This window comes from Nitratireductor sp. PBL-C9, from assembly GCF_050877045.1.
Taxonomy (GTDB): Bacteria; Pseudomonadota; Alphaproteobacteria; order Rhizobiales; family Rhizobiaceae; genus Nitratireductor; species Nitratireductor aquimarinus.
Genome location: NZ_JBPAXW010000009.1, coordinates 141,861 through 155,940 on the forward strand (window position 1 = coordinate 141,861; position 14,080 = coordinate 155,940).

A 14,080-nucleotide genomic window follows, 5' to 3' on the forward strand; every position below is an offset into this window, starting at 1 on the left:
ATGGTAGAGCCATGAACACACCGATTCGCATTATGGGCATCGACCCGGGGCTTCGCCGCACCGGCTGGGCCGTCATCGAGACGCAGGGCAACTCCCTTCGCTTTGTTGACGCAGGCTCGGTCTCATCCGATGCCAAGGCTGACCTCGCCTCGCGCCTGTGCCAGTTGCATGAGGGGCTGGAGGCGGTTCTGCACCAGCACCGGCCGGAGGAGGCCGCTGTGGAGGCCACTTTCGTCAACAAGGACGCATCGGCCACGCTGAAGCTGGGTCAGGCGCGTGGCATCGCCATGCTGGTGCCGGCAAGGGCCGGCCTGCGCGTTGCCGAATACGCGCCCAATGCGGTCAAGAAGGCCGTGATCGGCGTCGGTCACGGCGACAAGAAGCAAATTCATCTGATGGTGAAGGTGCTGATGCCGAAGGCGCATTTCGACACGCATGATGCGGCGGATGCGATTGCCATCGCCATCTGCCACGCGCATCACCGGCAGTCCGTCACCTCCCGACTGGCAATGGAAGCACTGAAATGATTGGCAAACTTAAGGGCATCATCGACGAGATCGCCGAAGATCACTGCATCGTCGATGTGGGCGGGGTTGGCTATGTGGCCTACTGCCCGGCGCGTACGCTGGCCGCGCTGGAAGGCGAGGGGACGGCGGTGACGCTGTTCATCGAGACCTACGTGCGTGAGGACATGATCCGTCTCTACGGCTTCCGCTCCGCGCTGGAGCGCGAGTGGTTCCGCCTTTTGCAGAACAATGTGCAGGGCGTGGGCGCAAAGGTGGCGCTTTCGGTGCTTTCCACGCTTTCGGCTTCGGAACTCGCCAACGCCATTGCGCTGAAGGATGCCGCCACGGTGGCGCGCGCGCCGGGCGTGGGCAAAAAGGTGGCCGAGCGCATTGTCTCGGAACTCAAGAGCAAGGCCCCCGCCTATGCCGGCGAGGCCAGCGACACGATCGGTCTCAAGCAGGAACTGGGCGAGGGCGCAGCGCCTTCGGCGGTGGCCGATGCGGTTTCCGCGCTTGCCAATCTCGGTTATTCGCGCGATGTCGCAGCCAATGCGGTTGCGGCGGCGCTGAAGGAAGCCGGCGAGAGCGCCGAGGCCGGAACGCTGATCAGGCTTGGCCTGAAGGAACTGGCGCGCTAGGCAACAGGCATGCGCGCCAAGCTGTGTAGTGAAGTGGATTTCTGCGGATGACGGATGCCGAACGGCTCATTTCGGCCGACAAGCGCGGTGAGGATCTGGACGCGACCATGCGGCCGCAATCGCTGGACGATTTCGTCGGCCAGAAGGCGGCGCGCGCCAATCTGAAGGTCTTCATCGAGGCGGCGCGCGGACGCGGCGAGGCGCTGGACCACGTGCTGTTCGTTGGCCCGCCCGGCCTCGGCAAGACCACGCTGGCGCAGATCATGGCGCGGGAGCTGGGCGTGAATTTCCGCTCCACCTCCGGCCCGGTGATCGCCAAGGCCGGTGATCTGGCGGCCCTTCTCACCAATCTTGAAGAGCGCGATGTGCTTTTCATCGACGAAATTCACCGGCTGAGCCCGGCGGTGGAGGAAATCCTCTATCCGGCGATGGAAGATTTTCAGCTCGACCTGATCATCGGCGAGGGGCCGGCGGCGCGTTCGGTGAAGATCGATCTGGCGAAGTTCACGCTGGTGGCCGCGACGACGCGGCTTGGCCTTCTGACCACGCCGCTGCGCGACCGTTTCGGCATTCCGGTGCGGCTCGATTTCTATACGACCGAAGAACTGCAATCCATCGTCACGCGCGGCTCGCGCATTCTGGGCATGCCGCTGGCCACCGATGGCGCGGAGGAAATCGCCCGTCGCGCGCGCGGCACGCCGCGCATTGCCGGACGCCTGCTGCGCCGGGTGCGCGATTTCGCCACCGTGGCGGGTGCGAGCGAGGTGACGCGCAAGGTTGCCGACGAGGCGCTGTCGCGGCTTGAAGTGGATGCGCTTGGCCTCGACCTGCTCGACCGGCGTTACCTCAGCATGATCGTGGAAAATTTCGGCGGCGGCCCGGTGGGCATCGAGACCATTGCGGCGGCGCTCTCGGAGCCGCGCGACGCGATTGAAGACATTATCGAGCCCTATCTGATCCAGCAGGGCTTCATCCAGCGTACGCCGCGCGGGCGCGTTCTTGCCGCGAAGGCATGGCGTCACATGGGGCTTCAGCCGCCCAAGGCGCTGGCCGAGGCGCAGATCAGCCTGTTCCAGCAGGGAGACAAGGAATGAGCGGCGGCGGCGCAGGCGAAAACCTGACGGTCGGGCTTGCGGGCGAACTGACCGAATTCGGTCACCGTCTCGTGGCGCGGGTCTATTTTGCCGATACCGATTTTACCGGTGTGGTCTATCACGCCCGCTATCTGGAGTTTCTGGAGCGCGGCCGGTCGGATTTCCTGCGTCTTGCGGGCGTCCACCATACCGAGCTTGCCGACGGCAAGCATGGCGAGGTGCTGGCCTGGGTCGTGCGGCGCATGGAAATCGACTTTCGCCAGCCGGCCCGCGTGGACGACATCGTGACGGTGGAAACGCGCACCGAGGCGATTTCGGGCGCGCGCATCTATATGGCGCAGCGTCTCCTGCGCGGTGACGATGTGCTGGTGGAGGCGAAGGTGGAGGCGGCGATCATCGGCGCATCCGGCAAGCCGCGCCGGTTCCCGAAAGAATGGATCGAGGCCTTCAAGCCGAAAGGCGGCTAATTCGCGGGTTTCGCTGCGATGAGGGGCATGCCGAAGGCGCATTGTCTTGCCCTGTAAGCGATTCTCTTTGCCGCAGCCTGGTTGGCGCTCCGTTTCCTAACGCTTAATTAACCATAACGGTTCATGAAGAAAATCATGAAATCCGTAGCGAATCCGTGCGCCTTCCTTTCACCAAATTTTACCGGATAAAGGGGCCTTGAAGCATCTTGCGGGGACGCCTCGGATCGGACGAAGGCAACGGCACGCAAGCAGGGGCGAGACCGAAGCCGAGATGTACGCCGCCCTGATCTTAAGAGGATTTTGATCCATGGAAAGTGTTACGCTCGCCGCACCAGGTGGGGAGTTGTCGATCTGGGCTTTGTTCTGGCAGGCCGGTTGGGTCGTCAAGCTGGTCATGATCGGCCTTCTGGCGGCATCCGTGTGGACCTGGGCCATCATTATCGACAAATCGATTGCCTATGCCCGCATGCGCTCTGCTCTCAATCGTTTCGAGAAGACGTTCTGGTCCGGCCAGTCTCTTGAAGAACTTTACCGCGCGCTTTCGGAGCGCAAGACGACCGGTATGGGGTCGATCTTCGTGGCTGCGATGCGCGAGTGGAAGAAGAGCTTCGAGAAGGGCGCGCGTTCGCCGATCGGCCTTCAGAACCGCATCGACAAGGCCATGGATCTGGCGCTGACGCGCGAGATGGAGCGTCTGGAGAGCCGGCTGGGCTTCCTCGCCTCCATCGGTTCGGCTGCGCCGTTCATCGGCCTGTTTGGCACGGTGGTCGGCATCATGACCTCGTTCCAGGCCATTGCCGGTTCCAAGTCGACCAATCTGGCCGTTGTCGCGCCGGGCATCGCCGAGGCGCTTCTGGCCACGGCCATCGGCCTTCTGGCCGCCATTCCCGCTGTTATTGCCTACAACAAGCTGTCATCGGATGCGGGCAAGCTCGCCGGACGCATGGAAGGCTTTGCGGACGAGTTTTCGACCATCCTCTCGCGGCAGATCGACGAGAAGGTCGCCGCCAAGGCGGCTTAGGAGAACGCAATGGGTATGTCAGTCGGCTCGGCGGGCGGAAGAAACGGACGGCGGCGCGGTCGCCGGGGTTCGCGCTCGGGCCTGATCTCCGAAATCAACGTGACGCCCTTCGTGGACGTGATGCTGGTGCTGCTCATCATCTTCATGGTGGCCGCCCCGCTGCTGACCGTCGGTGTGCCCATCGACCTGCCGGAAACGCAGGCCAAGGCGCTCAACTCCGAAACGCAGCCGATCACGGTTTCCGTCAACAGCGATGGCCAGATCTATCTGCAGGAGACCGAAGTGCCCATCGAAGAGGTGGTCGCGAAGCTGCAGGCGATTGCGCGTTCGGGCTATGACGAACGTATTTATGTGCGCGGTGACCGCGCGGCTGATTACGGCACGGTGATGCGCGTGATGGCGCGTATCTCGGCTGCCGGCTATCGCAATCTGGGCCTGGTCACGCTGCAGGAAGAAGGCAACTGACCGAATGAAGGCGGGTATCGTCATATCGGCGGGCATGCACGCGGCGCTTCTGGGCTTTGGCCTGGTTTCGCTGTCGGCGCCGCGCGCCTATGAGGTGGCGGATGTCGAATCCCTGCCCGTCGACATCATTCCCATCGAATCGATGACGCAGGTGCAGGAGGGCGACAAGAAAGCCGAGCTTTCCGAAAAGCCTGCGCCCACGCCAACCAAGCGTCCTGATCCGGTCGAGAACGCGCAGAACACGGGCGACAATGATGTCGACCTGAAAACGCCGCCGACGCCGGAGCCGAGCAAGCGCGAAGTGCAGAAGACGGCGGAGCCGCCGCCTGCGCCGAAGCCGACGCCCAAACCCGAACCGAAGCCGGAGCCCGAGCCCAAACAGGCCGAGGCGGAGCCGACCCCGGTGCCGGCGACGGAGGTGCGCCCCGAGCCGCAGCCCAAGCAGGATGTGCAGCCGGACCCCGCGCCTGAAGAGACGGTGGTGGCCGAAGCGCCCGAGGCAGAGAGCGTTTCCCTGCCCAACAGCGCGCCGGTGCCACAGTCGCGGCCTCAGCCGCCAAAGGCGAGCACGGCCAAGGCACCCGACCGCAAGGATGCCGAAAAGCCGGCGCAGAAGACCGCGGCCAAGCAGAAGTCGGAGAAATCCGACGAGCTGTTCGACGAGGTGGCGGCGCTTCTGAACAAGGACAAGGCCTCTGGCGGCGGCGCGAAGCGCTCGCAGGAGCAGGCGTCGCTTGGTGGCAGCCGCAACACGCCCGGCGAGAAGCTTTCGCAGAGCGAGATGGATGCGCTGCGCGGTCAGATCCAGCGGTGCTGGAACGTGCCGGCCGGCGCGCTCGAGGCCGACAATCTGAAGGTCTCCATCCAGATGAACCTGGATGCGAGCGGCAATATCGAGGGAAGTCCGCGCATCATTTCCGGCGGCAGCGGGTCCATGGTCGAGCGGGCAGCGGCAGAATCCGCACGCCGCGCCGTCCTCCAGTGCGCGCCCTACAGTCTGCCGGCGGCGAAGTACGACACCTGGTCTGAAGTCATCGTCCACTTCGATCCAAGCGACATGTTTTAACCCGGGCACCATCCATATGGCGATGGGGGCTTGAGCCTAACCAAATGGGGAGAGGCAGGAGCAAATGCAGATAATCTTGAGAGCGACCTTCCTGATCGCGACGCTTGTCGCCGGGCTTGGCGTTGCAGTGCTGCCGGCAAGGGCAGTGGTCGAGATCGACATCAACAAGGGCGTGGTCGAGCCGCTGCCGATCGCCATCACGGAGTTCATCTCCGCCGATGGCACCGGCGCGGAAATTGCCAGCGTCGTTGAGGCCGATCTGAGGCGGTCCGGCCTGTTCGCACCAATCGAGAAGGGGGCCTTCATCGAGAAGATCTCCAACCCGGATGCGGCCCCGCGTTTTCAGGACTGGACCGTGATCAACGCGCAGGCGCTGGTGACGGGCAAGGTTTCCGAGACGGCGGACGGACGGCTGAAGGCCGAGTTCCGTCTGTGGGACACCTATGCGGGCCAGCAGCTCATCGGCGAGCAGTTCTTCACCAGCAAGGACAAGTGGCGGCGCGTGGCGCACATCATCGCCGACGCCATCTATCAGCGCCTGACGGGTGAGAGCGGCTATTTCGACACGCGCATCGTGTATGTGGACGAGTCCGGCCCGCGCAACAACCGCGTGAAGCGGCTTGCGATCATGGATCAGGACGGTGCCAACCAGCGTTTCCTGACTGATGGCCGCGCCATCGTTCTGACGCCGCGCTTCTCGCCGACGCGTCAGGAAATCACCTACATGTCCTATGAGGGTGGTCAGCCGCAGGTCTATCTCCTGCAGCTGGAGACCGGACAGCGTGAGCTGGTCGGCAATTTCCCCGGCATGACGTTTGCGCCGCGCTTTTCGCCCAATGGCCAGCAGATCGTGATGAGCCTTCTGCGCGATGACGGCAACTCGAACATCTTCGCGATGGACCTGCGCAGCCGCAACACGACGCGCCTGACGACGGCCAATGCGATCGACACCTCGCCGTCCTATTCGCCGGATGGTTCGCAGATCGTGTTCACCTCCGACCGTGGCGGTCGCGCGCAGATCTATGTGATGAGCGCGAGCGGCGGCGATCCCAAGCGTATTTCGTTCGGTGACGGCAGCTATTCGACGCCGGTCTGGTCGCCGCGCGGCGATCTGATCGCTTTCACCAAGCAGACGCGCGGCGAGTTCCAGATTGGCGTGATGCGCACCGATGGTTCGGGCGAGCGCATCCTGTCCTCCGGCTTCCTGCAGGAAGGTCCGACCTGGTCGCCCAATGGCCGCGTTGTGATGTTCTTCCGTCAGCCGGCGGGCTCTGCCGGACCGCAGCTCTATTCCATCGATCTGACGGGCCGCAACGAGCAGAAGATCCCGACCGCGAATTACGGTTCGGATCCGGCATGGTCGCCGCTACTCGAGTAGCGGCGGGCCGGTTCCTGCCGGATTCGCCGCGTTTCCGCCGTATTTTAAGCTAGTTTGCGCGAAATAACGGTTCTGGTTGGTACCGGTAAGTCTTCGTTAACCGCGTTTCTTGAGGGGTCCTTAACGGCAACGTGGTTACTGATCATTGAACAAAATTTCTCTAATTTGAAGGAGAGGTGGCAATGCTGTCGATTGCAGCGATCGCCAAACACCCGGTTAGCATCGCCCTGGTAGCGGCTCTTGCTCTGGCCGGTTGCGCCAACAAGCAGGTTCCCAACAGTGCAGCCGACATCGGGCTGGGCGGTGCGGGCGGTCCTCCCGGATCGCAGCAGGAATTCACCGTCAGCGTGGGCGACCGGATTTTCTTCGACCTCGACTCGTCGTCGATCCGCGCCGATGCGCAGCAGGTTCTTTCCCGCCAGGCGCAGTGGCTGAACAAGTACCAGAATTACACGATCACCGTGGAAGGCCATGCCGACGAACGCGGCACCCGCGAGTACAACCTCGCGCTCGGCGCACGCCGTGCGGCTTCGGCCCGTGACTTCCTGGTTGCCCGTGGCGTTGCGGCAAACCGCATCCGCACGATTTCCTACGGCAAGGAGCGTCCGGTCGCGACCTGTGACGACATCTCCTGCTGGTCGCAGAACCGCCGCGCGGTCACCGTTCTGAACGGCGGCAGCAGCTAAGCATTTTGCATACAAGAAAAGAAAAGCCGCGCTGGACAATGTCCGCGCGGCTTTTTTTGTTGGCTGAATTTGAAAGACGTAGGCGTCAGCCCTGCGCGGCCTTGCGGATGGCCTCGATGTTCTTCGCATAGGCTTCTTCGCCGTCGCCCTTGAAGACGGCGGAGCCGGCGACGAGCACATTGGCGCCGGCGGCAACCAACTCACCGGCCGTGTCGGGCGACACGCCGCCATCGATCTCGATGTCGATCGGACGGTCGCCGATCATTGCCTTCACGCGGCGCACCTTCTCGACCACGGACGGAATGAAAGCCTGGCCGCCAAAGCCCGGATTGACCGTCATCAGAAGCACGAGGTCGACCTGGTCGAGCACGTATTCGATGACGTTTTCGGGCGTCGACGGATTGAGCGAGACGCCGGCCTTCTTGCCGAGATTGCGAATGGTCTGCAGCGAGCGGTGCAGGTGCGGACCGGCTTCCGCGTGAACCGTGATGATGTCGCAGCCCGCATCCGCAAAGGCGGCGAGGAAGGGATCTGCCGGTGTGATCATCAGGTGGCAGTCGAACACCTTGTCGGTGCGGTCGCGGATTGCCTTGATGATGGGCGGGCCAAAAGTGATGTTGGGCACGAAATGGCCGTCCATCACGTCGAGGTGGATCCAGTCAGCGCCTGCTTTGGCGACGGTTTCGACCTCGTCGCCGAGGCGCGAGAAGTCGGAAGCGAGGATGGAGGGGGCGATGAGCGTGTTGCGCGCGGTCATGACGGTTTTCCGTAACGATGAGACTGGCTTGCCCTAACGTCTTCTCCGCGCCTTGTCGAGGCGCGGGCGGGACGCCTCACAGATGTGTCACCATGCGGTGCGATGCGGGATGCACCAGATGAGCCAGCGTGATCGGCTCGCCCGCCATCCATGTGATGCGTTCGCCGATGAAGACCGGATCACCTTCCCGGATCTGCAGCAGGGATGCCTCGTCGGGGCTGGCGGCCGCCGCCATGAAGGTGAACTCCGCATTGGAGAAGGGGGCGTGGCCGACGAGCCATTCATTCGGCCCCATGGTCGCGAAATCAGCATCGCGGGCACCGGGAACCGTGTTCAGATTGATCCAGCGATCTTCGTACTGGTAGGGGACGCGGTCGGCCAGGTGCAGGCATCGCACATGCATCATGTTGGATCTGGACAGGAGGCTGAGCCGGGCGCAGATGACCTCCGGTGCATCGGTAATGTCAGCGCTCAGTAAGCGGTACTGATATTCCGAACCACGCGCTTCGATCTCCTGCCGGATGCGGGGGATGACGAAGCGCGCCTCGCGTACCGGATGAAGGGCGACGCGGGTGCCAGCGCGGCGCTTGCGTTCGAGAATGCCGGCGCGGGCAAGCTCCTGAAGCGCGCGGTTGACCGTCGCGCGCGCCGCCCCGAACTCCTCCGCCAGGGCTTCTTCGCCGGGGATCAGGGCTCCCGGCAGCCAGACCCGTTCTGCGATGCGTCGGGAGAGCTCGTCGCGGATGGTGCGGAATGAGGCGCGTTCGCTGGTCACAGCAACTCCATCAGTTTTCTGATCGTGCGCGTGTAGCGTGCGGCGATCGTTTCACGTTCGATGTGGCGGCCCTGACGGACACAGTGGCGTCCTGCCGACCACACTTCGGATACGGCGCCATTGTCGCCGGTAAAAAGCCAGCCGTCTAATACACCATCGTCGAATGCTGCACCTGCGAAATCGTCCTGATCGATTGCCACCAGATCGGCCCAGTGTCCCGGCTGGATCGCGCCGGAATCGCGGCCAAGAGCCTGAGCGCCGCCGGCAAGGGCTGCATCGTAAAGCGTGCGCCCGCAGGACTGGCCGTGCGCAGCCAGAACCACGCGGGCCGTGTCGCGCAGGCGCTGGGAGTATTCGAACTGGCGCAGCTCTTCGGCAACGGTGATGCGGATGTTGGAATCGGAGCCGATGCCAAGTGCACCGCCTGCCTGACGGTAGTGAAGCCCGTTGAAAATGCCGTCACCCAGATTGGCCTCGGTGACGGGGCAAAGCCCGGCGACCGCTCCGGTGTCGGCCAGATTGCCGGTCTCTTCGTCGGTCATGTGGGTGCAGTGGATCAGGCACCAGCGCGCATCCACATCGCAATTGTCGAGCAGCCACTCCACCGGACGCTGGCCATAGGCCGCCAGAACCTCGTCGATCTCCGGCAATTGCTCGGCGATGTGCATGTGCAGCGGCGCATCGGGACGCATGGTCTGCGCTTCACGCAGATCATCCAGCCCCACCGCGCGCAGCGAGTGCGGCGCGACGCCAAGCCGGGCGTCGGCGGCGAGATTTCCAATGCATGCTTCAGCGCGTGAAAGCAGCTTCTGGAACCGGTCCAGATCGTTGCCGAAACGCTGCTGGCCGCCCTGCAGCGGTCGCTGGTCCACGCCGCCATGGCGGTAAAGAACGGGAAGGAGGGTGAGGCCGATGCCCGTCTGGTCCGCAGCGCCTGCGATACGCGCGGAAAGCTCGCCCACATCGTCATAGGCAACGCCGCCGGGCTGATGGTGGACGTAGTGGAACTCCGCGACGGCGGCAAAACCCGCCTCCTGCATTTCCATGAAGGCGAAGGCGGCGACCGCCTCGATGTCTTCCGGCGAAAGCAGGTCGAGAAAGCGGTACATGATTTCGCGCCATGTCCAGAAACTGTCGCGCCCGGCCGGACCCCGCCGCTCGGCCAGCCCGGCCATGGCGCGCTGAAACGTGTGGCTGTGCAGGTTGGACATGGCGGGCAGGAGAACGGGAACGCGTATTGTCTTAGCATCCCCCGACTTGTCATCCGTGGGCGCGGCCCCGGCCGTCACGCTTTTGATGCGCCCCGCACTGGTGAGCTCCACAAGCACGTCCTTTTGCCAACCGCCTGGCGTGAGTGCATTCTGAGCAAAAATCGCTTGCATGAGGCGTTGTTCCCGGCTTAATTATGTCTATACATATAAGAATAATCGTAGACAAAAATTCTGTCTTAGGCAATATGCCCTGTATGGGGAGGCCTGCAGTGGGTAGGGAGGAATCTTCCTGTTATGAAGCAGAGTGTCATCAGCGGTATCCGCTTGGCGAGCATGTGCGAAGGCGGCGCGCCCTATGGGCTTGTCGAGGATGCGGGCATCGCCATCGAGGGTGATATGATTGTCTGGGCAGGTGCAATGAGCAACCTGCCGGAGCGTTTTTCCGGATGGGAGCGGACCGATTTCGGCGGTCGCCTCGCCACGCCGGCGCTTGTCGACTGCCACACGCATCTGGTGTTTGGCGGCAATCGCGCCAGGGAATTCGAGATGCGGCTTGAAGGCGCGAGCTACGAAGAAGTGGCGCGGGCCGGCGGCGGCATCGTTTCCACCGTTTCTGCAACGCGTGGCCAGGACGAAGATGCGCTGGTCGAAGACGCGCTGAAGCGGCTCGATGCGCTTCTTGCCGAAGGCGTTGCGACGGTGGAGGTCAAATCCGGCTATGGGCTGACCGTCGAGGACGAGCTCAAGATGCTGCGCGCCGCGCGCCGTCTGGCAGAGCTGCGGCCCGTGCGGATCAAGACGAGCTATCTCGCCGCCCATGCGGTTCCTGCCGAATATCGCGGGCGTGAAGACGCCTATATCGACGCGGTGGTGCTGCCCGGCATGGATGCTGCCCATGCCGAAGGTCTGGTCGATGCGGTTGACGGGTTCTGCGAGGGCATTGCCTTCTCGCCGGCGCAGATGGCGCGCGTCTTCGACCGGGCGCGCGAACTCGGCCTGCCGGTGAAGCTGCATGCAGAGCAGCTTTCCAATCTGGGCGGCGCGAAGATGGCCGCCTCCTATGGCGCGCTTTCGGCGGATCATCTCGAATATCTGGACGAGGAAGGCGTTGCGGCGATGGCCGCTTCAGGAACGGTGGCCGTTCTCCTTCCGGGCGCATTCTACACGCTGCGCGAGACGCAGTATCCGCCGCTTGCGGCGCTGCGCAAACATGGCGTGCGGATTGCGGTCGCGACCGACTGCAATCCGGGTTCATCGCCGCTTGCCTCGCTCCTTCTGACCGTGAACATGGCCTGCACGCTGTTCCGCATGACGCCCGAAGAGGCGCTGGCGGGAGCCACGCGCGAAGGCGCGCGGGCGCTCGGGCTGGCCGAGGAAATCGGCACCATCGAGGCAGGCAAGCGCGCCGAGATCGCCATCTGGGATGTGGAGCATCCGGCCGAGCTTGCCTATCGCATCGGCTTCAACCCGCTCCATCGCCGCATTGCAGGAGATTTTGCATGACGCTTGTTCTGACCCCCGGTGCGGTCACGATCCAGGATCTGGAGCGTATCTGGCGTGATGGCGTTGCCGTGCGCGTTGATCCGGTCTGCTATCCCGGCATCGAGGCGGCGGCTGCGCGCATCGACCAGATCGCACGTGGCAATGAAGCGATCTATGGCGTCAACACCGGCTTTGGAAAGCTCGCCAGTGTGAGCATCCCGCCGCAGGATGTGGAGACGCTGCAGCGCAACCTCATCCTCTCGCATTGCTGCGGCGTTGGTGCGCCGCTTGACGAAGCCATTGTGCGGCTGATCATGTCGCTGAAACTGCTCTCGCTGGGCCGTGGCGCATCCGGCGTGCGCATGGAGGTGGTCAAGCTGATCGAGGAAATGCTGGCGCGCGGTGTCGTGCCGGTGATCCCGGAAAAGGGCTCGGTCGGTGCATCCGGCGATCTGGCGCCGCTCGCGCATATGGCGGCTGCCATGATGGGCGAGGGCGAGGCCTTTTTCGACGGCGAGCGGCTTTCCGGCGGCGAGGCGCTGCGCAGGGCCGGGCTCACGCCGGTCGTGCTGAAGGCCAAGGAAGGGCTTGCGCTGATCAACGGCACGCAGGTTTCCACCGCGCTGGCGCTGACCGGTCTGTTCCGGGCGCATCGCGCGGCGCGGTCGGCGCTCATCACCGGGGCCTTGTCGACCGATGCGGCAATGGGTTCTTCCGCGCCATTCCACCCCGAAATTCACACGCTTCGCGGCCATCAGGGCCAGATCGACACGGCGGCAGCACTGTGGGCGCTGCTCGAGGGCTCGCAGATCCGCGAGAGCCATCTGGAAGGCGATGAGCGGGTGCAGGATCCGTATTGCATCCGCTGCCAGCCGCAGGTGGATGGCGCGTGTCTCGATCTTCTGCGCCAGGCGGCGCGCACGCTGACCATCGAAGCCAATGCAGTGACCGACAATCCGCTGGTTCTCTCCGACGGGACGGTTGTTTCGGGCGGCAATTTCCACGCCGAGCCGGTGGCGCTTGCCGCCGACCAGATTGCGCTCGCCATTTGTGAGATCGGCGCAATTGCGCAGCGGCGCATTGCGCTTCTGGTCGACCCGGCGCTGTCGTTTGGCCTGCCGGCGTTTCTGGCGAAGAAGCCGGGCCTGAATTCCGGCCTGATGATTGCCGAAGTGACCTCGGCTGCGCTGATGTCGGAAAACAAGCAGATGTCGCATCCGGCCTCCGTGGATTCGACGCCCACTTCCGCCAATCAGGAAGACCATGTGTCGATGGCCTGTCACGGCGCGCGGCGGCTCATTCCGATGACGGAGAACCTGTTCGGCATTATCGGCATTGAAGCCGTGACGGCGGCGCAGGGCGTCGATTTCCGCGCGCCGCTGAAAACGAGTGCGGAGCTTGCGCAGGCCCATGCGGCGATCCGCAACGCGGTGCCGGATCTGGAGGAAGACCGTTATCTGGCCCCCGATCTGGAAAACGCTATCGCGCTCGTGCGCTCCGGCGATCTGAACGCCAGCATTCCCGGGAACATTCTGCCTGAATTGAGGAGTGAGCCTTGATCGGGAGCGTGTCTTTTTTGGATGTGGCGACTGCCCCTCATCCGCCTGCCGGCACCTTCTCCCCGCTCGCGGGGAGAAGGACGATGGCCGCAACGTTGACGCCCCCCTCTCCCCGCCTGCGGGGAGAGGGTAAGGGTGAGGGGCGGACGCCAACACTGGAGATTTGCGCATGAACCCCGTCGAAGTGCATCAGGGCTCTTCGCCCGTCATTCTGGGGCTGCCGCACACGGGCACTTTTGTGCCGGAGGCGGTCAAGGCCCGGCTCAATGAACAGGGCCGGCTTCTGACCGATACGGACTGGCACGTGCATCGGCTCTATGACGGTCTGCTCGATGGTGTGACCACCGTGCGGGCGACCTTTCATCGCTATCTGATCGACGCCAATCGCGACCCTTCCGGCGAGAGCCTTTATCCGGGGCAGAACACGACCGGTCTGGTGCCGCTGACGGATTTCGACAACCGCCCGATCTGGCGCGAGGGAGAGGAGCCGACGGCTCAGGATGTAGCCGAGCGGCTTGATGCCTTTCACGCGCCCTATCATGCCGCGCTGGAGGCCGAGATCGCGCGGGTGAAGGCGCTGCATGGCGTGGCGATCCTCTATGACTGCCATTCCATCCGCTCGCATTGCCCGTTCCTGTTTGAAGGGCAGCTTCCCGATTTCAATATCGGCACCAATCACGGCGAGACCTGTGCGCGGGAAATCGAGCAGGCGACGGTTGATGTCTGTGCCGGTGCGGACGGGTTTTCCAGCGTGCTCAACGGCCGTTTTGTCGGCGGATGGACGACCAGGCATTACGGCCGGCCCGAGACCGGCGTGCATGGCATCCAGATGGAACTGGCGCAGGCGACGCATCTTCAGGGCGAGGCCGTGCCGTTTGACTATGACGAAGAAAAAGCGGCGCGCCTGCGACCGCATCTCAAAGCCATTCTGACGCGTCTTTCCAAGATCGCGCCATCCTTGAAGGGGAACTGAAC

15 protein-coding genes are annotated in these 14,080 nt (G+C 63.7%); 12 read left to right on the plus strand and 3 right to left on the minus strand.

Translation table 11 applies throughout. The features are described from left to right. Window positions 1–11 precede the first annotated feature (11 nt). From ruvC to pal, 9 genes are all read left to right on the plus strand, one after another. Complete coding sequence (gene ruvC / locus ACRTG1_RS18810; RefSeq protein ID WP_113153237.1) at window positions 12–527, plus strand: crossover junction endodeoxyribonuclease RuvC; 516 nt, start codon at window positions 12–14, stop codon at window positions 525–527. Beyond that, window positions 524–1,144 (plus strand): Holliday junction branch migration protein RuvA, encoded by a 621-nt coding sequence (ruvA, locus tag ACRTG1_RS18815; protein ID WP_113153236.1) that lies wholly within the window; start codon window positions 524–526, stop codon window positions 1,142–1,144. Before ruvC ends, ruvA begins: the two co-directional genes overlap by 4 nt. Before the next feature lie 47 nt (window positions 1,145–1,191). Beyond that, complete coding sequence (ruvB, locus tag ACRTG1_RS18820; RefSeq protein WP_113153235.1) at window positions 1,192–2,238, plus strand: Holliday junction branch migration DNA helicase RuvB; 1,047 nt, start codon at window positions 1,192–1,194, stop codon at window positions 2,236–2,238. Continuing rightward, on the plus strand, window positions 2,235–2,705 hold the full coding sequence (gene ybgC / locus ACRTG1_RS18825) for a tol-pal system-associated acyl-CoA thioesterase (protein WP_297564627.1): 471 nt from the start codon (window positions 2,235–2,237) through the stop codon (window positions 2,703–2,705). Before ruvB ends, ybgC begins: the two co-directional genes overlap by 4 nt. Window positions 2,706–3,012: 307 nt before the next feature. Beyond that, window positions 3,013–3,726 (plus strand): protein TolQ, encoded by a 714-nt coding sequence (gene tolQ / locus ACRTG1_RS18830; protein WP_113153233.1) that lies wholly within the window; start codon window positions 3,013–3,015, stop codon window positions 3,724–3,726. 9 nt (window positions 3,727–3,735) lie between these two features. Continuing rightward, on the plus strand, window positions 3,736–4,191 hold the full coding sequence (gene tolR, locus ACRTG1_RS18835; protein ID WP_113153232.1) for a protein TolR: 456 nt from the start codon (window positions 3,736–3,738) through the stop codon (window positions 4,189–4,191). 4 nt (window positions 4,192–4,195) lie between these two features. Further along, window positions 4,196–5,257: a hypothetical protein gene (locus ACRTG1_RS18840; protein WP_432516822.1), complete on the plus strand. Its 1,062-nt coding sequence runs from the start codon at window positions 4,196–4,198 to the stop codon at window positions 5,255–5,257. 64 nt (window positions 5,258–5,321) lie between these two features. Beyond that, on the plus strand, window positions 5,322–6,635 hold the full coding sequence (gene tolB, locus ACRTG1_RS18845; RefSeq protein ID WP_113153230.1) for a Tol-Pal system beta propeller repeat protein TolB: 1,314 nt from the start codon (window positions 5,322–5,324) through the stop codon (window positions 6,633–6,635). A 182-nt stretch (window positions 6,636–6,817) separates the two neighbouring features. Next, a complete protein-coding gene (gene pal, locus ACRTG1_RS18850) occupies window positions 6,818–7,321 on the plus strand; it encodes a peptidoglycan-associated lipoprotein Pal (RefSeq protein WP_113153229.1) in 504 nt (167 codons plus the stop codon). A gap of 85 nt (window positions 7,322–7,406) precedes the next feature. Here pal and rpe read toward each other — a convergent pair whose 3' ends face one another. From rpe to ACRTG1_RS18865, 3 genes are all read right to left on the minus strand, one after another. Further along, window positions 7,407–8,078 carry a ribulose-phosphate 3-epimerase gene (rpe, locus tag ACRTG1_RS18855; RefSeq protein WP_206546138.1) on the minus strand — a complete coding sequence of 224 codons (672 nt, stop codon included), beginning with the start codon at window positions 8,076–8,078 and terminating at the stop codon, window positions 7,407–7,409. A 76-nt stretch (window positions 8,079–8,154) separates the two neighbouring features. Then, window positions 8,155–8,853, minus strand: a complete 699-nt coding sequence (locus ACRTG1_RS18860) for a GntR family transcriptional regulator (protein WP_206548378.1) — start codon at window positions 8,851–8,853, stop codon at window positions 8,155–8,157. Beyond that, window positions 8,850–10,235, minus strand: coding sequence for a formimidoylglutamate deiminase (locus tag ACRTG1_RS18865; protein WP_206553898.1), 1,386 nt, complete (start codon window positions 10,233–10,235; stop codon window positions 8,850–8,852). Before ACRTG1_RS18865 ends, ACRTG1_RS18860 begins: the two co-directional genes overlap by 4 nt. A gap of 123 nt (window positions 10,236–10,358) precedes the next feature. Here ACRTG1_RS18865 and hutI point away from each other — a divergent pair, with 123 nt between their 5' ends. The 3 genes from hutI (at window position 10,359) to hutG (ending at window position 14,078) form a co-directional block, all read left to right on the plus strand. Continuing rightward, window positions 10,359–11,567, plus strand: a complete 1,209-nt coding sequence (gene hutI, locus ACRTG1_RS18870) for an imidazolonepropionase (RefSeq protein ID WP_432516823.1) — start codon at window positions 10,359–10,361, stop codon at window positions 11,565–11,567. After that, window positions 11,564–13,105, plus strand: coding sequence for a histidine ammonia-lyase (gene hutH, locus ACRTG1_RS18875; protein WP_432516824.1), 1,542 nt, complete (start codon window positions 11,564–11,566; stop codon window positions 13,103–13,105). Before hutI ends, hutH begins: the two co-directional genes overlap by 4 nt. A gap of 169 nt (window positions 13,106–13,274) precedes the next feature. After that, window positions 13,275–14,078 (plus strand): N-formylglutamate deformylase, encoded by an 804-nt coding sequence (gene hutG, locus ACRTG1_RS18880; protein WP_317089358.1) that lies wholly within the window; start codon window positions 13,275–13,277, stop codon window positions 14,076–14,078. The last annotated feature ends 2 nt before the right edge of the window (window positions 14,079–14,080 follow it).